The organism is Sulfitobacter sp. OXR-159 (genome assembly GCF_034377145.1).
In the GTDB taxonomy this organism is placed as follows: Bacteria; Pseudomonadota; Alphaproteobacteria; order Rhodobacterales; family Rhodobacteraceae; genus Sulfitobacter.
Map to the genome: position 1 here is coordinate 2,178,337 of NZ_CP139707.1, position 19,757 is coordinate 2,198,093.

The following is a 19,757-nucleotide window of genomic DNA, read 5'->3' on the forward strand; positions in this document are numbered from 1 at the left end:
GCACAGTCGGCAAATGTCGAATTAAGGCAATAGCTTGCGGGGCGGCGCTGAGGCGCGCCGCCCCAAGATTCAGCGGCCCATCAAACCGGGCAACCATGTGCCGATACCCGGCAGCCAAACAATCAATGCCAGAACGAAGAGCTTGATCAGCAGGAACGGCATGACCGACGCATAGATCTGTGGCATCCGGATTTCAGGCGGCGCCACGCCCCGCATGACGAACAGCAGCAGACCAAAGGGCGGTGTCAGCAAACCGATCTCCATGGTCAGCAGATAGACCACGCCAAGGGTCAGCTCATTGATCTCCATCGCACCCGCCAAGGGCACGAAGACCGGTACGGTGACCATCAGCATTGAAACCTGATCAATGAAGCACCCCAAAAAGAGCAGGATCGCGATCATCCCCAAAAGCACCATCAAAGGCGTCGGATCGACCGCGTTGATTGCGTTGATCAGCCCATTGGTCGCCCCCGAGAAAGACAGCACCTGCGCAAAGGTCTGGCTGGCCGCAATGATGAACAGGATCATCACCGAAAGCTTCAGCGTCTCCATCAAGGCGCGGCCCATCTTCTCCCAACTCAGCGCGCGATAGGCCGCCCCGATGATCACGGCGGTGATGCTGCCAAGGGCGGCACTTTCCGTGGGCGTTGCGATCCCCGCCAGCAGTGAGCCGATGACCACAGCAAAAAGCACCGACAGCGGCAGCACATAGATCACGAAAGGCGTCCAGCGTTCACGGAGGGTCATTTCCTCATAGACATCTGGCGGCGCCACCTTCGGGTCCAGCACACTGCGCCCCACCACATAAACCACAAAGAGCACCGCCAGCAGCAGCGCGGGCAGCACCCCCGCGATCAGCAGCCCGGCGATGGAAATACCCGCGAGCGAGCCCACCAGAACCGCCAGTGCCGAGGGCGGGATCAACATCGCAATCGCGCCCGAGGCCATGATCGGCCCCATCGCCATCGAGGGATGATAGCCCCGTTTCAGCATCCCCGGCAGCAGCGTGCCGCCCAGCATCGCGGTATTGGCGATGGTCGAGCCGGAGAGGGCTGCAAAGATCGTGCCGCCAAAGATCGTCACGACCGACATGCGGCCCGGAATGCGCGTCACCACCCGCTCGATCGCGTCAATGGCCCGGTGCGCGACCCCGGTCTGAAAGAGGATCTCTCCCATCAAGATAAACAGCGGTATCGGCGCGAGTTGAAAATTCGCCACCGATTGCGCCGAGTTGCGTGCCAGTTGCAGAATGCCGCGGTCTCCGCCCAATACGAAATAGGCGCCTACGGTGGTCACGGCGATAAAGGCAAAGGCGACCGGCAGACCGATCAACAGCAAAACCGCCAATCCGCCCAGCATCAAAGTCAGTGTCAGGCCCCAATCCATCTCAAAGACCACTCAAACTACGCTCGGCCGTTTCCGGATAGAGCAGACGACGGATAAAGATGATCGTACACAGCGCCAGCGACAGCGGCACAAAGGCCAGCATCCACCACTCCGGGATCACAAAAGAGGTGCGGATCATCGACCCGCGCGCGGCAGAGGCCAGCACCGCCTGCAGCCCGTACCAGCCCAGCACCCCCGCTGTCACCGCGCCGATGGCGCTGGTCAGGCGGGTCAAAGCATAGGCAGTGCGCTGCGACAGGTTGCTGGTGATCAGATCAACCTTCACATGCCCGCCGATTGACAGCACCCAAGGCGCGCCGAGGAAGGTGGCAATCATCAACGCATATTGGATGGCATCCAGCGCGCCATAGACCACCGGCAAGCCGAGATTGCGCAGCACCACGTTGATCGCGATAAACACCGCGATCACCCCGAGGATACCGGCCGAGAAAACGGCCAGCCCCCGGAGTGTCCGGTCAAACAATGTTGAGATCATCGGGCGATCACTTGGTCATGCAGGCGCGCATCTGCTGCGCAAGATCGGCATCCACTTCTGCGACAGCGGCCCAGCCAGCATCGCGCGCGGCATTGGTCCAAGCTTCGGCATCGGCCTCGCTGAAGGTGATCGTCTCGATCCCCGCCTCTGCCTGCGCCGCGTATTCCGTCGCGTTGCGGTCGGCATTGTCGTTGTTAAGCTCCTCCATCCAAGCCGCGCCCTCTTCGAGTTTGGCGCGCTGTTCGTCGGTCAGCCCGTTCCACGTGTCGAGGTTCACCAGCAGGTTCACGTCGACGTTGTAAAAGCTCGGGTCGACCCGGTATTTCGTCTGCTCGTCCCAGCCGAGATCAAGCACACCCTGCGAGGGCCAGCCGTAACCGTCAATCGCCCCACGCTCCAGCGCGCTATAGACTTCGCCCGGCGCGGTGCGCACCAGATTGGCGCCCAGTTGCGTGAACATCGCCTGATAAACCGGTGTGGTGCGGATGGTCAGACCGCTCAGGTCCGGCCCCTCGACCGGTTTGGTCAGATAGAGGTGATAGCCGATCCCGTCGCCGCCGTGGCCGAGGTATTTGACGTTCATCTGCTCTTGGTGGATGCGGTCGACCAGTTCATAGCAGCCATTCTCGCGCTGCTCTTGAATGGTGTTTTCCGCCAGATGCAGCGCGTCGCCCGTGGGCAGCAGGTTCGGGTAATAGGCCGTGGTGTTGTTAGCGATATCGACAACGCCAGATTGCACCGCGTTGCCCAATTCAAAGGGCGGCACGGCCTCTGGCCCGCCGACCATATTGATCTGCACGACCCCCTTGCCGTTCTCGTTGATCCATTCGACAAAGGATTCAAACTCGCGACTAAAGGCGGTGCCAAGGGTAAAGGCCGAAACGGCGCGCAGCGTCACTTCGTCGGCGCTGGCGGTGCTGGTGGTGGCAAGGGTGCTGACGGCAAAGAGCGCCGCGCTGAGCGTAGTTGTTGTTTTCATGATCGTCTCCCAGTTGTGATCAAAAGCCCGCGATCTTTGCCCCGGTGCTCTCGCATGCATATGCATAATATGTATCTGCATGTAATTCGTAGCGACAAGATTTCGCTACGTCAATTTAAACTCTCACCCCCTGCCCGCGCCATCGCACAGGCGGTGCCCTGCGCAGATTGTCGCGGCATTAAGATAGTTTAATGACACCCTAGCCATGAGAACATATATGGAACGCATGGCAAAACAGACACTCGATCAAAAACTGGCGATTCTCAGCGACGCGGCGAAATACGACGCCTCCTGCGCTTCCTCCGGCTCGACCAAACGCGACTCGCGCGATGGCAAGGGGCTGGGCTCAAACGAAGGCAGCGGCATCTGCCACGCATACGCCCCCGACGGGCGGTGCATCAGTCTGCTCAAGATCCTGATGACCAATTTCTGCATCTACGATTGTAGCTATTGCATCAACCGCGTGTCCTCCAACGTCGACCGGGCGCGGTTCAGCGTGGATGAGGTGGTCAAGCTCACCATCGAATTCTACCGCCGCAACTATATCGAAGGGCTTTTTTTGTCCTCCGGCGTGATCCGCTCCCCCGATGCGACGATGTCGGATATGGTGCAGATCGCCCGCAAACTGCGGCACGAAGAGAACTTTCGCGGCTATATCCACCTCAAGACGATCCCCGATGCTTCCCCTGAGTTGATCGAGGAAGCAGGCCGTCTGGCGGACCGCTTGTCGATCAATGTCGAACTTCCCACCGACACGGCGGTGCAGCAATACGCGCCCGAGAAGAAGCCCGAGCAGATCCGCCGCGCGATGGCGAATGTGCGGATGACCAAGGAGGCGAGCAAAGAGAAATCCTTTTCCGGCAAGCGCCCGCCCCGCTTCGCGCCCGCAGGCCAGTCGACGCAGATGATCATCGGCGCGGATGGGTCGAACGACGCCACAGTGCTGGGCCAATCGACCCGGCTTTACTCCAGCTACAAGCTGAAGCGCGTTTACTATTCCGCCTTCTCGCCAATCCCCGACAGTTCCGCCAAACTGCCGCTGATCCGCCCGCCCCTGCAACGCGAGCATCGGCTTTATCAGGCCGATTGGCTGCTGCGGTTTTATGATTTCCAGCTGGACGAGATCACCTCCGTCACCCGCGACGGCAATCTCGATCTGGAGGTCGACCCCAAGCTCGCTTGGGCGCTGGTGCACCGCGAACACTTCCCGCTCGACGTCAACCGCGCCAGCCGCGAGATGCTGCTGCGGGTGCCGGGGTTTGGCGTGAAAACGGTAAACCGCATCCTCGCCGCCCGCCGCCACCGGTCCCTGCGCTACGAAGACCTGACCCGCATGGGCGCGTCGATGAAAAAGGCCCGCGCCTTTGTCACGGCAGGCGGCTGGTCGCCTGGTGGGCTGACCGACAGCGCCGACCTGCGCGCACGTTTCGCGCCGCCGCCCGAGCAGTTGACCCTGTTCTGATGCAGCGCGTCTCGCTCCCCCCCATCGGCACGGCGAAAGCATGGCGCGAAGCGGCGCGCGGTTTTCTGGCTGCAGGCGTCCCGCCCGAGGATATTCTCTGGGGCGATCATGCCGCCGCGCCCGATCTTTTCGGCGGCGAGAGCATCTCACCTAAAGGCGGGCAGGTCTCGGTCCCGCGCAGCTTCGTCTCCATGGCGGAAACCGCCGTTTGGCACAGCGATCCGGAGCGTTTCGCGCGGCTCTATGCCTTTCTCTGGCGCGTGAAAGACGCGCCGCATCTGATGTCCGACCGGGGCGATGCCGACCTCGCCGTGCTGCGCGGGATGGAGAAGAACGTCCGCCGCTGCCAGCACAAGATGAAGGCCTTCGTCCGCTTCCGCGAGATCGGCGACCCAAACGCCCCGCGCCGCAGCTTCGCCGCGTGGTTCGAGCCCACGCATCACACGGTGGAGCCGACGGCGGATTTCTTCGTGCGGCGGTTTTCCGACATGGACTGGCGTATCTTGACGCCCGATGTCTCGGCCATTTTCGAGAACGGCAAACTCACGTTCCAAGAAGGGCACGCCAAACCCGACCTGCCCGAGGACGCGGGCGAGCAGCTTTGGATCACCTACTTCCAGAACATCTTTAACCCCGCCCGCCTGATGGTGAAGGCGATGCAATCCGAGATGCCGAAAAAATACTGGAAGAACATGCCCGAGGCCGCTTTCATCCCACAGATGATCGCCGAGGCCCCGGCCCGCGCCCGTGCCATGGCCGAAGCAGCACCCACCCTGCCGCCGGTGCGGATGGACCGGGTGCAGGCGCAGCTTTCGGCCTTCTCATCCGCTTGGGACGGCCCGATGGAGGACCTGCCCACCGCGATCCGCGCCTGCACCCGCTGCCCGCTGCATTGCCATGCGACCCAAGCCGTGCCGGGCGAAGGGCCAAACCGCGCCGATCTGATGGTGGTCGGTGAACAACCCGGCGATCAGGAGGATCTCGCGGGCCGTCCCTTTGTGGGCCCTACCGGGCAGATGTTCGACCGCGTGGCGGCAGAGGCCGGCCTCGACCGCGAGGCGGCTTTCGTCACCAATGCCGTCAAACACTTCAAGTTCACCGCCCGCGGCAAACGCCGCATTCACCAGCGCCCTGAGACGCCCGAGATCGACCAATGCCGCTGGTGGATGAACGCCGAGGTGGCGCAGGTGCAGCCCAAGCTGATCCTCGCCATGGGCGCCACAGCGGCGCAAAGCCTGACGGGCAACGGCACGGGCATCCTGAAACGCCGTGGCACGATCGAGACGGGGCCAGAAGGCATCCCGGTGCTGATCACCCTGCACCCGTCCTATCTGCTGCGCGTGCCGGATCCGGCGCTGCGCGAAGAGGCCACGGCGCAGTTCCGCTCCGATCTGGCGATGGCGGCGCGGATGATGGCAGAGGCGGCTTAATCCTCGGGGTCGATGACCTGGAGCGTGCCGTCCGGCAAGGGGCGTTGCAGGCTGGGCAGCTCGGTCGTTTCAACTGTCAGCCACGCCTGCACCTCATCGGGCGTGGTCAGGATCACCGGCATCGCCTTGGGGTGCACGGCCCCGACCTCGGCATTGGCTTCGGTGGTCAGAAAGCCATAGAGGGTATCAGTGGTCTCGCCGTCCTTCAGTTTGCGCACGCTCGTCCATTCGGTCCAAACGCCCGCAAAAAAGGCCAGCGGACGGTCCTCGCCAAGCGCGAACCAGACCGGGCGCGAGCGCTCTCCGGGGCGGTTCAGCGGTTCGGAAAAGGCGGTGAAGGGCACCACGCAGCGATGCTCGGCCCCCAGCCAGCGCCGCCAATGCGGCGAGGCGATGTTGCGGATGTTGGTCACGCCGCGGTCGGTCTTCTTGCCCTTGAGCGCGAAGGCCGGAGAGGGCATCCCCCATCGCATCATCTCCAGCACCGGACCGCCATCGCCGTGGCGCACTACCGGGGCGGCATAGTCGGGGTAGATACCGGGCATCGGCGGCAGGTTGCCTGTTTGGTCGTCGATGCCGTCGAACCAGCCGCGGATTGCGGCCTGCCCCTTGGTCAGGGAATAGAGATTGCACATCGGTTGGCCCCCTTGCCGTCATCTTGGCCCATTAGATGCGGTTTTGCCCGCGTCCGGCAAGGGCCACAGGATCTTTGACAGCACCGCAATTGATGATTTATAACCAGAACAAAATGTGAACATATGGAGTCGTGCATGACAACCGATTCTACATATGGGCAGGTCCTTACCCTGCCGCGGCGGCTGCCGTCGACACCCCCCGAACCGGGGGTTCTGGCAGCACACGCGCCGCTGACGGATGTCTTTCCGGGGGCCTTCGCCACGGCCCCGGCCAGTGCCTTCGTGCTGTCGCTCTTGCCGCGTGGCAAGGGGCCGGTGCTTTGGGTGCAGGACTTTCTGTCGCGGCGCGAGAATGGGGCGCCCTATACGCCCAGCTTGCGCGACTTCGGGCTGGAACAGCCGGTGCTGCTGGTCACCGTCAGCCACCCGCGCGACGTGCTTTGGACGATGGAGGAAGGGGCCGCCTGTGCGGGGCTTTCTGCCGTGATCGGCGAGGTGCACGGCGGGCCGGAGGTGCTGGATTTCACCGCCACCAAACGGCTCTCGCTTCGGGCCGAGGCCTCAAATGTGCCGCTCTATCTCATTCGCAGCGGCGATCCCTGCGGCTTGAGCGCGGCGCGGATGCGTTGGCGCATTTCCTCGCTGCCCTCACAGGCCCATCCATACGATGCACAGGCCCCCGGCGCGGCCCGCTGGGATTTAGAGCTGTTTCGCGCGCGTGGCCATGCGCCGGGCCGATGGGTGGCTGCCCATGACCCCGACAAAGGCCAAAGCCCCCGCGCCGCGGATCGTCTCCGTCTGGTTCCCTATGCTGACGATGGAGCGGTGGCGCCGGGTGATCGCCCAATACCGCAGCGTTCCGGGGGATGAGGTGCCCGTCGTCCTGTCGCGCGACGGAACCCATGGGCCGGTGGTCCATGGGCTGAGCGCTGCCGCCACGATGCGCGGGATCGAGGCGGGCGCGCGGGTGGTCGATGTGCAAGCGATCCACCCCGATCTGCATGTGGAACCCGCCGATCTGGAGGGCGATGAGGCGCTGATCCAACGGCTGGTGCATTGGGCGCGGCGCTGGTGCCCTTGGACGGCGCGGAATCAGGACCATGGCCTGCTGCTGGACGTGACCGGCTGCACCCATCTGTTCGGCGGAGAGGTCGCCATGCTGCGCGACATCCGCAGCCGTTTTGCGCTACAGGGGCTGACCGCGCGGGTCGCCATGGCCCCCACTCCCGGTGCCGCGCAGGCACTGGCACGCTTCGGCTCCGGCGCGCAGATCTGCGGGGCTGAGGGCGTGGCCACCGCCCTCGCCCCCCTGCCCGTCGCCGCCCTGCGGCTGGATGCGCAGACCACACGGCTCTTGGACCGTCTTGGCCTCAAGACCATTGGCGCGCTCAGCGATCTGCCCCGCGCCGCGCTGATGCGCCGCTTCGCCAGCCTCAAGCCCGATCGCAACCCGCTGATCCTGCTCGACAAAGCCCTCGGCAAGGCGCCCGACCCGCTGAACGCCCCGCCGGATCATCGCCATTTCATAACCCGCAGCCGCCTGCCTGAGCCGGTGATCGACCCCGCCCCGCATCTGCCCGCGCTGGTCGATAACCTCTGCACCCTTCTGGCCCGCGCCGAGCTTGGCGCGCGGCGGTTGCGCCTGACCATCTACCGCATCGACGGCGATTGGCGCGCGCTTGGGGTCGCCACGGCGCGGGCCAGCCGTGACCCCGCGCATCTGCGCAGGCTGTTCGACGGCAAACTGGAAAACATCGACAGCGGCTTCGGCTTTGACCTGCTGACGCTGGAGGCGCTGACCAGCGAACCGCTGCCGCTGATGCAAGACCACCTCGACGGCAAACGCGACCCTTCGGCGGATGTGGCCGGGCTGCTCGACCGGCTCGCCGCGAAGCTGGGCGCGGACAAGGTCAACTGGCCGCAATGGCGCGAGACCCATAAGCCCGAACGGGTGGAGCAACGTGTCGACGCCCTGCACGGCACCCCCACCGCCGCACCCGCCTTGCTGCGCGAGCGCCCCCTGCGCCTGCTAACTCCGCCCGAGGAAGTGCGCGTGATCTATGCCGTGCCCGAAGGCCCGCCCTCGCAGTTCAACTGGCGGCGCGTCACCTATAAAACCACGCGCCACACCGGCCCCGAACGCATCGCGCCCGAATGGTGGCGCGACCGCCCCGGCACCCGGCTGCGCGATTACTACAAGGTGGAGGTCGAGGGCGGACAGCGCTTCTGGCTCTACCGCGAGGGGGTGATCTATGACGGTCGCGGGGCCGAGCCGCGCTGGTTTTTGCATGGGCTTTTCGCCTGATGCCCGAGCAAGAAGGACATAAACGCCGAACGCTGGGCGAAGACGGTTTTGCCGCCCCGCCGCGGGCGGAGTACGTGGAGTTTGGGCTGGCCAGTTGCTTTTCCTTCCTGCGCGCGGCCTCCGACGCCGTGGACCTGATCGAGATGGCCTATCACCACGGCTATGACAGCCTCGGCATCGCGGATCACAACACGCTGGCAGGTGTGGTGCGGCTGCATGTGGAGGCGGAAAAGGCCCATATCCGCCCCCTGATCGGTGCGCGGCTGGTGCTGCTTTGTGGGACTGAACTGCTGACCTACCCGCAAGATCGCGCCGCCTATGCGCGGCTCTCGACCTTGCTGTCGGCGGGCAAGATGCAATCGGTGGACGGCGCATGGCAGCAAAAGGGTGAGACCCATCTGACGCTGGAGATGCTGAGCCAACACGCCGAAGGGCTGCACCTCATCCTCATGCCACCCGAAAACCTTGATGTCTTTGCCGCTGGCCTGCCGCGTCTGGTGAAAGCGCTGCCGGAGATGCACCATATCGGGGCGAGTTTCCTCTACCGAGGAGATGACCGGGCGCGGATCAACCGGCTCGATGCACTGGCCCGCGCCCATGGGCTGAGGATTTTGGCCACCAATGACGTGCTCTATCACGCGCGCCACCGGCGGCCCTTGCAAGACGTGATGGTGGCGATCCGCGAAGGCGTGATCGTGCCGAAAGCGGGCTATCTCTTGGCCGCCAATGCCGAGCGGCACCTGAAATCGCCCGAGGCGATGGCCCGCCTCTTCACCGACTGGCCCCATGCCATCGCCGAGACGCGCCGGCTGGCGGACAGGGTCACCTTTCGCCTCACCGATCTGGCCTACGAATACCCGCATGAGATCGTCCCCGAAGGCCGCAGCCCGATGGAGGAATTGGCGCGGCTGACATGGGAGGGTGCCGCCCGCCGCTACCCGCAAGGCGTGCCCGAGGCGGTGACCAAGACGATCGAGAAGGAATTCGCGCTCATCTCCGCCAAAAAGATCGCCCGCTATTTCCTGACCATCTACGACATCGTGCGCTTTGCCCGCGAGGAAGCTGAGCCGCCGATCCTCTGCCAAGGGCGCGGCTCGGCGGCTAATTCGGCGGTCTGTTTCTGCCTCGGCATCACCTCGGTCGACCCGGCGGTGCACAACCTGCTGTTCGAGCGGTTCCTCAGCGAAGAACGCGATGAGCCGCCCGACATCGACGTGGATTTCGAACATGAGCGGCGCGAAGAGGTCATCCAATACATGTACGGCAAATACGGCCGCCACCGCGCCGGGCTTTGCGCCACGGTGATCCACTACCGCCCGCGCTCGGCCATTCGCGAGGTCGGCAAGGCGATGGGGCTTTCCGAAGACGTTACCTCGAAACTCGCGGGCACGATCTGGGGCAGTTTCGAGGGCCAGATGGACGACGCCCGCGCCCGCGAGGCGGGGTTGGACCTCTCCGACCCCTATCTACGCATGGTCCTGAAACTGGCCTCCCAAATGATCGGCATGCCGCGCCACCTGAGCCAGCACGTCGGCGGCTTTATCCTGACCGAACGCCCCCTGACCGAGATCGTGCCCATCGGCAACGGCGCCATGCCCGAGCGCAGTTTCATCGAATGGGACAAGGACGACATCGACGCGCTGCAGATCTTCAAGGTCGATATCCTCGCCCTTGGCATGCTCACCTGTATCGCCAAATGCTTTGATCTGATCGAGGCGCATTACGACCGCCCGCTGGAACTGGCCACCGTCCCGGTGGAGGATCACGAGGACGACGCCACCGGGCGACCCACCTACGACATGCTCTGCCGCGGCGACAGTCTGGGTGTCTTTCAGGTGGAAAGCCGTGCGCAGATGGCCATGCTGCCGAAACTGCGCCCGCGGGTCTTTTACGATCTGGTGATCGAGGTCGCCATCGTCCGCCCCGGCCCGATCCAAGGCGACATGGTCCACCCCTATCTGCGCCGCCGCCAGGGGATGGAGAGCGTCGTCTACCCCGCCCCCGGCCCGGCCTATCCGCAGGACGAGTTGTTCAGCATCCTCAGCCGGACGCTGGGCGTGCCGATCTTTCAGGAACAGGCGATGAAAATCTCCATCGACGCGGCACAGTTTTCCCCGACCGAGGCCAATGAGCTGCGCAAGGCCATGGCCACCTTCCGCTCGCGCGGGACGATCGAGAAGCTGCAAGACAAGATGGTGGGCCGGATGACCAAACGCGGCTATGACCCGGTCTTTGCGCAGCGCTGTTTTGACCAGATCAAGGGGTTCGGTGAATATGGCTTCCCCGAGAGCCATGCAGCGAGTTTTGCCAAGCTGGTCTATGTCTCAAGTTGGATGAAATGCCACTACCCGGCGGCCTTTGCCTGCGCGCTGCTGAACTCCCAGCCGATGGGATTTTATGCGCCCGCCCAGATTGTGCGCGACGCCCGCGAGCATCAGGTTGAGGTGCGCGCGGTTGATGTGAATTACTCCGATTGGAACTGCACGCTGGAGCCCTGCGGCGACGGTTTTGCCCTGCGGCTGGGGCTGCGCATGGTGGACGGGTTGCAGGAAAAAGCCGCCGCGCGGATCATGGACCGGCGCGAGGCGCCGTTCGCGGATGTCGAAGACCTCAAGACCCGCGCCGGCCTCGACGCCAAGGCAATCCGCCAGCTTGCCGCCGCCGACACGATGCGGAGCATGGGGATCGACCGGCGCCAAGCGCTCTGGCAAGCGCAAGGGCTGCGCGACGCGCCCGCCTTGCCGATCTTTGACCATGCCGAGGCCGCGGCTCAGGGGCCGGAGCCCGAGGTCACCCTACCGGTGATGCCGAAGGCCGAACAGGTCGTGGCCGATTACCAAACCCTGCGGCTCTCGCTCAAGGCGCATCCAATGTCCTTTTACCGCAGCAGCCTTGCCGCGCAGGGGTTTGCTTCGGCCCGCGATTTGGGGCGAATGGGCCACGGGCGGCGGGTGAAACTCGCCGGGCTGGTGCTGGTGCGCCAGAAACCCGGCAGCGCCAAGGGGGTCTGTTTCATCACGCTGGAGGATGAATGCGGCGTGGCGAACCTCGTGATCTGGCCCAATATGTTCAAGCTTTACCGCCCCACGATCATGGCCGCGCGGCTGCTGGTGGTCGAAGGGCGCGTGCAGACCGACGGGCGGGTGATCCATGTGGTGGCCGACCGGCTTGAGGACCGCTCTGACAGGCTTGCATCGCTGTCGGACGCACCGATGCCCGGCATCACCACGCGGGGCGATCACCCGACCCATCCGCTGCCCGGTCAGGTGGCGATACATAGCCATCCGCGCGATGCGCGGGTGATCCCGAAGTCGCGGGATTTTCATTAACGAATCTTCATGTATTTGATCAAGTGTGACTCGCAAATAGTTGATACAGAACGACAAATCATAAATTAACCATCACCAGTTGACCCTGCCACCCCGCCTCGCTAGCCTGCCCGCAATCCGTTGGGGTGCCGCAAGGCTGAGAGGTGAAAACCGACCCATCGAACCTGATCCGGGTCGTACCGGCGTAGGGAACGGAACCAAGCATCGGCCCCATGCGGCCCGTCGTTTATCCCGTATCCACACGCCCTTGGCCCATCTAACACATGGGGGCCAAATGGCGTTTCAAGCACTAACAATTGCGGGGTCCGACAGCGGCGGCGGGGCGGGGATTCAGGCCGATCTCAAGACCTTCAGCGCGCTTGGCGTTTACGGGGCCAGCGTGCTCACCGCCGTGACGGCGCAAAACACCCACGCGGTGACCGGGGTTGAGATGATCTCCCCCAAAATGATCCGGGCACAGATGGCGGCAGTCTTTGATGATCTGGCAATCGGTGCGGTGAAGATCGGCATGTTGGGCGATCCTGAAACGATCACCGCCGTGGCCGAGGGACTGGCGGGCTGCGCCGCGCCTGTGGTACTCGACCCGGTGATGGTGGCAAAATCCGGCGATGCGCTGCTCTCTGCCGAGGCTGTGGCGACCCTGCGTGACCGGATGCTCCCCTTGGCCCATGTACTAACGCCAAACCTGCCCGAGGCCGCACGGCTGCTGGACAGGCCGGAAGCCACCGATGAGGCCGCCATGTTGGAACAGGGCCGCGCCCTGCTCTCTGCCGGTCCCGGCGCGGTGCTGATGAAGGGTGGGCATGGCAAGGGCGAGACCTGCGTCGATCTGCTGATCACCGCGGATGAAACCCTGCGCCTTTCCGCGCCCCGCCAGCACACCGCCAACACCCACGGCACCGGCTGCACCCTTTCTGCCGCCATCGCCGCGGGTCTGGCGCGGGGGCAGACACTGCAAGACGCCGTACAGGCGGCCCACGCCTATCTGCAACGCGCCATTACTGCTGCCGACACCCTCAACATCGGCAGCGGCCACGGTCCGGTCCACCACTTCCACGCGGTTTGGTCCCATGAGTGACGTCACCATCATCGGCGCAGGCGTTGCGGGGCTTTGGGCCGCGCGGGCCTGTCTGGCGCAGGGGCTGCGGCCCCGGTTGGTCGACCGCAAAGGCACGCCCGGGCCGCATGGCTGTTCATGGTGGGCGGGCGGGATGCTCGCGCCCTTTTGCGAAGGCGCGCTGAGCGAGCCTGCGGTGGTGACCAACGGGCGGCGTGCCGCGGCGCTCTGGTCTGAGATCACCGAGGTCACCCACAGGGGCACGCTGGTCCTCGCCCCGGAACGGGACCGCGCTGAGATCCAGCGGTTTGCCGACCGGACCAAAAGCCACAGCACTTGCGATGCCGAGGCCATCGCGGCCCTAGAACCGGACCTCGCAGGGCGTCATCGGCGCGGGCTGTTCTTTGCCGAAGAAGCGCATCTGAACCCGCGCCAAGCGCTGCATGATCTGTCCCAAACGCTCGCCGCCCAAGGGGTGAAGGTCGAGACCACGCCCCTCACCCCTTCGGAGGTCACAGGCCCGGTGATCGACTGCCGTGGCATGGCCGCCAGCGCCGACCTGCCCGGTCTGCGGGCGGTGCGCGGTGAGATGATCTTGCTGCGAGCGCCTGATGTAACTCTCACCCGCCCGATCCGCCTGTTGCACCCGCGCCACCCGCTTTACGTCGTGCCGCGCGGGAACGGAATTTACATGCTGGGCGCAACCCAGATCGAAAGCGCCAGCCGCGCCCAAATGACCGCGCGCTCGGCGCTGGAACTGCTCTCGGCGGCCTATGCGCTCGATCCGCGCTTTGCCGAAGCCGAGATCATTGAGATGGGCGCCGACCTGCGCCCGGCCTTTGCCGACAACCTGCCCGGCATCGTGCAACGCGGCGCGACGCTGTACCTTAACGGATTGTTTCGGCACGGATTTTTGATGGCACCGGCCTTGGCAGAACAGGCCGCAGCCTTTCTTGCAACAGCGACAGCGGGGGATTTATTTCGTGAAAATTGAAGTGAACGGCGAAGCGCGTGAGGTCACTGCCACGCAGCTTAACGCGGTCTTGGTGGAGCTTGGCTGGGGCGAAGCCAAGGTCGCCACCGCACTCAACGGCAATTTCGTCCCCGCAGGCGCGCGGGGCGCGACGACGCTCAGTGACGGCGACCAGCTCGAAGTGCTCAGCGCCATGCAGGGGGGCTGAGCGATGCGCGATTTCTACGGCACCACCCTGCCCCTGCCGCTGATGCTGGGCACCGCGCGCTACCCCTCGCCCGCGGTGATGGAGGCCGCCTTTCGCCAAAGTGCCGCCCCGGTCGCAACCGTTTCGCTGCGCCGCGAACAGGGCGCGGGTCAGGCGTTTTGGGATATGGTGCGCGGGCTCGGCGTGCATCTGCTGCCCAACACTGCCGGTTGCCATTCGGCGCGGGAGGCGATCACCACGGCACAGATGGCGCGGGAGTATTTCGGGACCAATTGGATCAAGCTTGAGGTCATCGGCCATGCCGACACGCTGCAGCCTGACCCCTTCGGGCTCGTCGAGGCTGCCGAGGCGCTTTGCGCCGATGGGTTCGAGGTCTTTCCCTATACCACCGAAGATCAGGTGTTGGCCGGGCGGCTTGTCGATGCGGGTTGCCGGGTGTTGATGCCTTGGGGCGCGCCGATTGGGTCAGGGCTGGGGCTGAACAACCTGCACGGGCTGCGCAGCCTGCGGGCGGCATTTCCGGAGGTGGCCATGGTGATCGACGCGGGCCTCGGCCTGCCCAGCCATGCCGCGCAGGCGCTTGAGATGGGGTTCGACGCGGTGCTCCTCAACACCGCCGTCGCCGAAGCCCGCGACCCCGCTGCCATGGCCGAGGCCTTTGCGCTGGCCTGCCGCGCGGGGGCGCTTGCCGCCGCCTCCGGCCCCATGGGCCAGCGCGATATGGCGGTGCCCTCCACCCCCGTCATCGGAAAGGCTTGGCTATGACCCTGCCGCGTTTTTATCCCGTTTTTGACAGTGCTGCATGGGTTGCGCGGGCGGTGCCCTTGGGCGTCAAGCTGGTGCAGTTGCGCGTCAAAGACGCGCCCCATGACCTGCTGCGCGATGAGATCACCACCGCGCTCGACCTCTGCCGCCAGCACGGCGCGCTGCTGGTGGTGAATGACCACTGGCAACTGGCGATCGAACTGGGGGCCGAGTGGCTGCATCTGGGCCAAGAGGATCTGGACACAGCCGACATCCCCGCGATCCGCCGCGCGGGGCTGAAACTGGGCCTCTCCACCCATGACCACGCCGAACTTGACCGCGCGCTGGCCCTCTCCCCCGATTACATCGCCCTGGGTCCGGTCTATCCGACCATTCTGAAAAAGATGAAATGGACCGAACAGGGCCTCGACCGGCTGACCGAATGGAAGGCGCGGATCGGGGATATCCCGCTTTGCGCCATCGGCGGGATGAGCGTCGCCCGCGCGCCGGGGGCCTTTGCCGCCGGGGCCGATACAGTGGCGGCGGTCACGGATATCACGCTGAATGCCGACCCCGAAGCGCGGATGCGCGAATGGCTCAAGGTGACGGCATGAGCCGCTACGCCCGCCAGACCATTCTGCCGCAGGTCGGTGCCGAGGGGCAGGAACGGCTTACCGCCGCGCATGTGCTGGTCGTTGGTGCCGGAGCGCTGGCGGTGCCGGTGCTGCAATATCTCGTCGGGGCCGGTGTTGGGCAGATCACATTGGTCGATGGCGATGTGGTGGCGATGAGTAACCTGCACCGCCAACCGCTCTACCGGATGGGCGATATCGGTAGGCCCAAGGTCACCGCCGCGGCAGAGGCGATGGCGGCGCTGAACCCGGAGGTGACGCTCACCCCGCGTGCTGAATGGCTTACCCCCGCCAACGCCCCCGGATTGCTGGCGGAGTGCGATATTGCCCTCGACTGCGCGGATACTTTCGCCGCGAGCCTAACGCTTTCGGATCTGGCCTTGGCGCAAGGCAAGCCACTGATCTCGGCTTCGGCGCTTGGGCTGTCGGGCTATGTTGGCGGCTTTTGCGGGCCTGCCCCCTCTCTCCGCGCGATTTTCCCTGATTTGCCGCAGACGGCGGCCACCTGTGCCACGGCGGGCGTCTTGGGCCCCGTGGTGGGAATAATCGGCGCGGCGCAGACGCAGATGGCGCTGTCGGTGCTGCTGGGGCTGTCGCCTTCTCCGCTCGGGCAGCTGATGATCTGGGACGCCGCACAATGGCGGATGTCGGGCTTTCGCTTTGAAAGCGCTCCCGAACCTGCGTCGCCCGTAAATTTCATCGCCGAGAGCCAGATCGCCCCGCGCGATATGGTCATTGACCTGCGCGCCGAAGCGCCCGCGCCCTTCTCAGCCCAAGCGCGCCATGTCCCCCCCGAGGCGCTGCCGGACCTGCCGCTGCCCCCACACACACCGCGCATCGTGCTCGCCTGCCGCACCGGCCTGCGCGCGCATCACGCGGCCAACACCCTCCGCGCCTGCTGGCCGGGAGAAATCGCCCTGCTGGCCCTGCCCGGTGCCTGACCCTTTCTTGAACAAAACCACAAAATGGAGCCTTTCGTGAAACACATCCTTACCCCCCTCGCCCTGACATTGATCGCCGCCCCGGCCTTGGCCCAAGACAAGATGACCGTCATGCTGGACTGGTTCATCAACCCTGACCACGGGCCGATCATTCTGGCCGATGAAAAGGGCTATTTCACCGATGCGGGGCTGGAGGTTGAACTGATCTCTCCTGCCGACCCGAACGAGCCGCCGCGCATGGTGGCGGCGGGCCGGGTGGATCTGGCGGTCTCCTACCAGCCAGAGCTGCACCTTGCGCAGCGCGAAGGGCTGGACATCCGCCGTGTCGGCACGCTGATTGAGACCCCGCTGACCTGCCTTGTCGTGCGCGCGGATGGTCCCGTGCAAAAGGTGGCCGACCTTAAGGGCCGCAAGGTGGGGTTTGCGGTATCAGGCGTGCAAGAAATGCTGCTGGACGCGATGCTGAGCCACCATGGCGTGGCCCCCTCTGAGGTTGAGCAGATCAATATCGGCTGGTCGATCTCGCCCGCTTTGATGTCGGGTCAGGTCGACGGCGTGATCGGCGCGTTCCGCAATTTCGAGTTGAACCAGATGCAGATCGAAGGCCATGAGGGCCGTTGCTTTTATCCCGAGGCCGAAGGCGTGCCCGCCTATGACGAGCTGATCTATGTCGCCCATGCCGAGGAGATGGACCGCGAGATGATCGCGCGCTTCCTGCGTGCCACCGAACGTGCCGCGGCCGATATCGTCAACGATCCGGCTGCCAGCGGCGAGACCTTTTTTGCCTCCGATGCCGAGTTGCGCAACGAGCTGAACACCCGCGCATGGGAAGACACATGGCCGCGTTTCGCCACCCGCCCCGCCGCCGTGGATCATGGGCGCTACGACCGGTTCGAGGCTTTCATGCAGGAAAGCGGTGTGGTCGAGACCGTGATCCCCGCCGCTGATCTGGTGGTCGATGTCACCGCGCAGGCCAAGCCATGACGGCACCCGACTACGGCGATGCCTTTGCCGCATGGCGCAGCGGCGCCGGAGAGGCGTGGCGGGACTACATCCGCCATGCCTTTGTCGAAGAGCTGCGCGCGGGGACGCTGCCACAGGCCAGCTATCTGCACTATCTACGGCAGGACTATGTCTTTCTGATCCACTTCGCCCGCGCATGGGCGCTCGCCGCAGCCAAGGCGGAAACGCTGGATGAGATGGCCGCAGCCAGTGCCACGGTTCATGCGCTTGTTCATGTAGAGATGCCACTGCATGTGGAAACCTGTGCCCGCCAAGGCATCGACCGCGCCACGCTTGAGGCCACGGCAGAGGCACCGGGCAACCTCGCCTATACACGCTATGTGTTAGAGGCAGGCTATTCCGGTGATTTCCTTGATCTGATGGCCGCACTTGCGCCCTGTATGTTGGGCTATGGTGAGATTGGGCTGAGCCTTCGGGGCAATGATGGCCCCTATGCCGATTGGTGCGCCGTCTATGGCGGTGAAGATTACCAAGCGCTTTGCCGGGATGTTGGTGCTTTGATCGACGGCGCATTGCGGCGGCGTCTGAGCGCGGAATGGAAAACACTGCCGCGCGCCAAAACCCTGCAAGAGCGTTTCAATACCGCGACCCGGCTTGAGGTTGGTTTCTGGGGCATGGCGCTTGCGCCCGCCGCACCATGACGGCGCCTGCGATTCATCTGTCGGGTGCGCTGCAGGGGGCCGCTGCCCCCTTGATCGACAGGTTCGATATCACCTTCAGGGCCGGGCAATGGAACGTGCTGCTCGGCCCCTCCGGCGTTGGGAAAACGTCGCTGTTGCGCCTTCTGGCGGGCCTGCCCTCTGCCGCCCGCCTAAACGGGCGCATCGCAGCCGATGACGATCGGCCCCTCGCGCCCCGTGTCGCGTTGATGGCGCAGGATGATCAGTTGCTGCCATGGGCGAGCGCCATGGAAAATGTCACCATCCCCGCCCGCCTGCGTGGAGCGCGCGCGGTTCCTGACCGCGCCACTGCGCTTCTGGTCGATGTGGGCCTCGCCGCCGAAGGGGGCCGCAAACCCGCCGAGCTTTCCGCCGGTCAGCGCCAGCGCGTCGCCCTTGCGCGTACCCTCTACGAAGATCGCCCCGTTGTCCTGCTGGATGAACCCTTCTCTGCCCTCGACGTGGTGACCCGCCTTAAAATGCAAGACTTGGCGGCGCGGCTGCTTTGCGGGCGGACTGTCGTGCTGATTACCCATGACCCTGCCGAAGCCCTACGGCTGGCCGATCATGCGTGGGTCGTGAGCCACCAAGGGATCACGCCCTGCAGCCTGCCCGAAGCGCGTCCACCACGCGAGATCGACGCGCCTGAAACCCTCGCAGCCCAAGCCGATCTCCTCCGCCGGATGGGGCTGGCCGCACCCGCGCAGGTCGCTTAATGGCGCATGTGGGGCATAGACTATGGCGCGGCGCGGTATGCTTTGCGCTTGCTCTGGCGATCTGGCAGCTTGTGGTCACCCTCAGCGGGGTGCCGCGTTTCATCCTGCCGGGGCCATGGCTTGTCGTGCAGGCGCTGGGCGTGAATGCCGCGCTGCTGTGGCAGAATGCGCTGTGGTCGGCGGGCAATCTGGCACTTGGGTTGGGCGTGGGGATTTTTCTGGGCATTGAGACAGCGCTGCTGCTGACCCTTTCGCGCCGCGCGCGCTGGCTGCTGCGCCCGATGCTGGTGGTGGCCCAAGCCGTGCCTGTCTTCGCCCTCGCCCCGGTCATCACCCTCTGGCTTGGCTACGGCATGCCGTCCAAAATCGTCACCATCGCGCTTGTCACCTATTTCCCCATCGCCTCTGCTCTCTTCGACCGGCTGATGGCGCTGCCTGCGGGCCTTGGCGATCTGTCGCGTCTCTCTGGCGCCAACCGCTGGCGCGAAACGCTGCTGCTGCGCCTGCCCCATGCGGTGCCCGGCCTGATCTCGGGCCTGCGCCTCGCGGTGGTGTACGGCCCCCTCGCCGTGCTGATCGGCGAATGGGTCGGTTCCTCCCGCGGCTTGGGGCATCTGATGCTCATGGCCAATGGCCGCGGCCAAACTGCTCTGATGTTCGCAGCGTTGATCGTGCTGGCGGCGCTGTCCTTGCTGCTGTGGACCGCGGTCGAAGCGCTCGCCCGCTGGGCGGCACGACGGTACTATCTGTAAGGGGCCGCGCGATGAATGTGGTGGCGGAGG

General features: G+C 64.9%; 19 protein-coding genes and 1 riboswitch. Of the genes, 15 read left to right on the top strand and 4 right to left on the bottom strand.

Translation table 11 applies throughout. The features are described from left to right. Positions 1-69 precede the first annotated feature (69 nt). The 3 genes from T8A63_RS11210 to dctP are packed head-to-tail and all read right to left on the bottom strand — an operon-like array spanning position 70 to position 2,861. On the bottom strand, positions 70-1,386 hold the full coding sequence (locus T8A63_RS11210; RefSeq protein WP_322343843.1) for a TRAP transporter large permease: 1,317 nt from the start codon (positions 1,384-1,386) through the stop codon (positions 70-72). A gap of 1 nt (position 1,387) precedes the next feature. Beyond that, positions 1,388-1,882: a TRAP transporter small permease gene (locus T8A63_RS11215; protein ID WP_007120055.1), complete on the bottom strand. Its 495-nt coding sequence runs from the start codon at positions 1,880-1,882 to the stop codon at positions 1,388-1,390. Positions 1,883-1,889: 7 nt separating this feature from the next. Beyond that, positions 1,890-2,861 (bottom strand): TRAP transporter substrate-binding protein DctP, encoded by a 972-nt coding sequence (gene dctP, locus T8A63_RS11220; RefSeq protein WP_300051706.1) that lies wholly within the window; start codon positions 2,859-2,861, stop codon positions 1,890-1,892. A gap of 226 nt (positions 2,862-3,087) precedes the next feature. Between dctP and T8A63_RS11225 the strand changes: the two genes are divergently transcribed. Together T8A63_RS11225 and T8A63_RS11230 are read left to right on the top strand one after the other, a co-directional pair. Continuing rightward, positions 3,088-4,323, top strand: a complete 1,236-nt coding sequence (locus tag T8A63_RS11225) for a putative DNA modification/repair radical SAM protein (protein ID WP_322345710.1) — start codon at positions 3,088-3,090, stop codon at positions 4,321-4,323. Continuing rightward, positions 4,323-5,753 carry a UdgX family uracil-DNA binding protein gene (locus T8A63_RS11230; protein ID WP_322343844.1) on the top strand — a complete coding sequence of 477 codons (1,431 nt, stop codon included), beginning with the start codon at positions 4,323-4,325 and terminating at the stop codon, positions 5,751-5,753. Before T8A63_RS11225 ends, T8A63_RS11230 begins: the two co-directional genes overlap by 1 nt. Here the strand turns inward: T8A63_RS11230 and T8A63_RS11235 are convergent. Continuing rightward, the gene (locus T8A63_RS11235) at positions 5,750-6,388 is read right to left on the bottom strand and encodes an SOS response-associated peptidase (protein WP_322343845.1); all 639 of its coding nucleotides are present in this window, start codon (positions 6,386-6,388) and stop codon (positions 5,750-5,752) included. The genes T8A63_RS11230 and T8A63_RS11235 overlap by 4 nt on opposite strands. A 135-nt stretch (positions 6,389-6,523) precedes the next feature. Here T8A63_RS11235 and T8A63_RS11240 point away from each other — a divergent pair, with 135 nt between their 5' ends. From T8A63_RS11240 to T8A63_RS11300, 13 genes are all read left to right on the top strand, one after another. After that, on the top strand, positions 6,524-7,258 hold the full coding sequence (locus T8A63_RS11240; protein WP_322343846.1) for a hypothetical protein: 735 nt from the start codon (positions 6,524-6,526) through the stop codon (positions 7,256-7,258). Further along, positions 7,206-8,693 (top strand): DNA polymerase Y family protein, encoded by a 1,488-nt coding sequence (locus T8A63_RS11245; protein WP_322345712.1) that lies wholly within the window; start codon positions 7,206-7,208, stop codon positions 8,691-8,693. Before T8A63_RS11240 ends, T8A63_RS11245 begins: the two co-directional genes overlap by 53 nt. Next, positions 8,693-12,022 (top strand): error-prone DNA polymerase, encoded by a 3,330-nt coding sequence (locus T8A63_RS11250; protein WP_322343847.1) that lies wholly within the window; start codon positions 8,693-8,695, stop codon positions 12,020-12,022. The genes T8A63_RS11245 and T8A63_RS11250 overlap by 1 nt, the downstream gene beginning before the upstream one ends. A gap of 111 nt (positions 12,023-12,133) precedes the next feature. Continuing rightward, positions 12,134-12,230, top strand: a riboswitch (TPP riboswitch). Between the two features lie 66 nt (positions 12,231-12,296). Beyond that, the gene (gene thiD, locus T8A63_RS11255; RefSeq protein WP_322343848.1) at positions 12,297-13,100 is read left to right on the top strand and encodes a bifunctional hydroxymethylpyrimidine kinase/phosphomethylpyrimidine kinase; all 804 of its coding nucleotides are present in this window, start codon (positions 12,297-12,299) and stop codon (positions 13,098-13,100) included. Beyond that, positions 13,093-14,073 carry an FAD-dependent oxidoreductase gene (locus tag T8A63_RS11260; RefSeq protein WP_322343849.1) on the top strand — a complete coding sequence of 327 codons (981 nt, stop codon included), beginning with the start codon at positions 13,093-13,095 and terminating at the stop codon, positions 14,071-14,073. Before thiD ends, T8A63_RS11260 begins: the two co-directional genes overlap by 8 nt. Next, on the top strand, positions 14,063-14,260 hold the full coding sequence (gene thiS, locus T8A63_RS11265; RefSeq protein ID WP_317389537.1) for a sulfur carrier protein ThiS: 198 nt from the start codon (positions 14,063-14,065) through the stop codon (positions 14,258-14,260). The genes T8A63_RS11260 and thiS overlap by 11 nt, the downstream gene beginning before the upstream one ends. 3 nt (positions 14,261-14,263) lie before the next feature. Next, positions 14,264-15,025: a thiazole synthase gene (locus T8A63_RS11270; RefSeq protein WP_067916119.1), complete on the top strand. Its 762-nt coding sequence runs from the start codon at positions 14,264-14,266 to the stop codon at positions 15,023-15,025. Then, positions 15,022-15,618 (top strand): thiamine phosphate synthase, encoded by a 597-nt coding sequence (locus tag T8A63_RS11275; RefSeq protein ID WP_322343850.1) that lies wholly within the window; start codon positions 15,022-15,024, stop codon positions 15,616-15,618. Before T8A63_RS11270 ends, T8A63_RS11275 begins: the two co-directional genes overlap by 4 nt. Further along, the gene (locus T8A63_RS11280) at positions 15,615-16,577 is read left to right on the top strand and encodes a HesA/MoeB/ThiF family protein (protein ID WP_322343851.1); all 963 of its coding nucleotides are present in this window, start codon (positions 15,615-15,617) and stop codon (positions 16,575-16,577) included. The genes T8A63_RS11275 and T8A63_RS11280 overlap by 4 nt, the downstream gene beginning before the upstream one ends. Before the next feature lie 36 nt (positions 16,578-16,613). Then, positions 16,614-17,561, top strand: a complete 948-nt coding sequence (locus tag T8A63_RS11285) for an ABC transporter substrate-binding protein (protein ID WP_322343852.1) — start codon at positions 16,614-16,616, stop codon at positions 17,559-17,561. After that, the gene (locus T8A63_RS11290; RefSeq protein WP_067625742.1) at positions 17,558-18,241 is read left to right on the top strand and encodes a TenA family protein; all 684 of its coding nucleotides are present in this window, start codon (positions 17,558-17,560) and stop codon (positions 18,239-18,241) included. The genes T8A63_RS11285 and T8A63_RS11290 overlap by 4 nt, the downstream gene beginning before the upstream one ends. Continuing rightward, the gene (locus tag T8A63_RS11295; protein WP_322343853.1) at positions 18,238-18,975 is read left to right on the top strand and encodes an ABC transporter ATP-binding protein; all 738 of its coding nucleotides are present in this window, start codon (positions 18,238-18,240) and stop codon (positions 18,973-18,975) included. Before T8A63_RS11290 ends, T8A63_RS11295 begins: the two co-directional genes overlap by 4 nt. Further along, positions 18,975-19,727, top strand: a complete 753-nt coding sequence (locus T8A63_RS11300) for an ABC transporter permease (protein ID WP_322343854.1) — start codon at positions 18,975-18,977, stop codon at positions 19,725-19,727. Before T8A63_RS11295 ends, T8A63_RS11300 begins: the two co-directional genes overlap by 1 nt. Positions 19,728-19,757 lie beyond the last annotated feature (30 nt).

Bases quoted from the DNA above. Each gene is read 5' to 3' on its own strand.
- T8A63_RS11260 (WP_322343849.1), top strand. From the start codon at position 13,093: ATGAGTGACGTCACCATCATCGGCGCAGGCGTTGCGGGGCTTTGGGCC.
- T8A63_RS11270 (WP_067916119.1), top strand. From the start codon at position 14,264: ATGCGCGATTTCTACGGCACCACCCTGCCCCTGCCGCTGATGCTGGGC.
- T8A63_RS11300 (WP_322343854.1), top strand. From the start codon at position 18,975: ATGGCGCATGTGGGGCATAGACTATGGCGCGGCGCGGTATGCTTTGCG.
- T8A63_RS11250 (WP_322343847.1), top strand. From the start codon at position 8,693: ATGCCCGAGCAAGAAGGACATAAACGCCGAACGCTGGGCGAAGACGGT.
- T8A63_RS11235 (WP_322343845.1), bottom strand. From the start codon at position 6,388: ATGTGCAATCTCTATTCCCTGACCAAGGGGCAGGCCGCAATCCGCGGC.
- T8A63_RS11240 (WP_322343846.1), top strand. From the start codon at position 6,524: ATGACAACCGATTCTACATATGGGCAGGTCCTTACCCTGCCGCGGCGG.
- thiD (WP_322343848.1), top strand. From the start codon at position 12,297: ATGGCGTTTCAAGCACTAACAATTGCGGGGTCCGACAGCGGCGGCGGG.
- T8A63_RS11225 (WP_322345710.1), top strand. From the start codon at position 3,088: ATGGCAAAACAGACACTCGATCAAAAACTGGCGATTCTCAGCGACGCG.
- T8A63_RS11280 (WP_322343851.1), top strand. From the start codon at position 15,615: ATGAGCCGCTACGCCCGCCAGACCATTCTGCCGCAGGTCGGTGCCGAG.
- T8A63_RS11245 (WP_322345712.1), top strand. From the start codon at position 7,206: ATGGAGCGGTGGCGCCGGGTGATCGCCCAATACCGCAGCGTTCCGGGG.
- T8A63_RS11210 (WP_322343843.1), bottom strand. From the start codon at position 1,386: ATGGATTGGGGCCTGACACTGACTTTGATGCTGGGCGGATTGGCGGTT.
- dctP (WP_300051706.1), bottom strand. From the start codon at position 2,861: ATGAAAACAACAACTACGCTCAGCGCGGCGCTCTTTGCCGTCAGCACC.
- T8A63_RS11295 (WP_322343853.1), top strand. From the start codon at position 18,238: ATGACGGCGCCTGCGATTCATCTGTCGGGTGCGCTGCAGGGGGCCGCT.
- T8A63_RS11230 (WP_322343844.1), top strand. From the start codon at position 4,323: ATGCAGCGCGTCTCGCTCCCCCCCATCGGCACGGCGAAAGCATGGCGC.
- T8A63_RS11275 (WP_322343850.1), top strand. From the start codon at position 15,022: ATGACCCTGCCGCGTTTTTATCCCGTTTTTGACAGTGCTGCATGGGTT.
- T8A63_RS11215 (WP_007120055.1), bottom strand. From the start codon at position 1,882: ATGATCTCAACATTGTTTGACCGGACACTCCGGGGGCTGGCCGTTTTC.
- T8A63_RS11290 (WP_067625742.1), top strand. From the start codon at position 17,558: ATGACGGCACCCGACTACGGCGATGCCTTTGCCGCATGGCGCAGCGGC.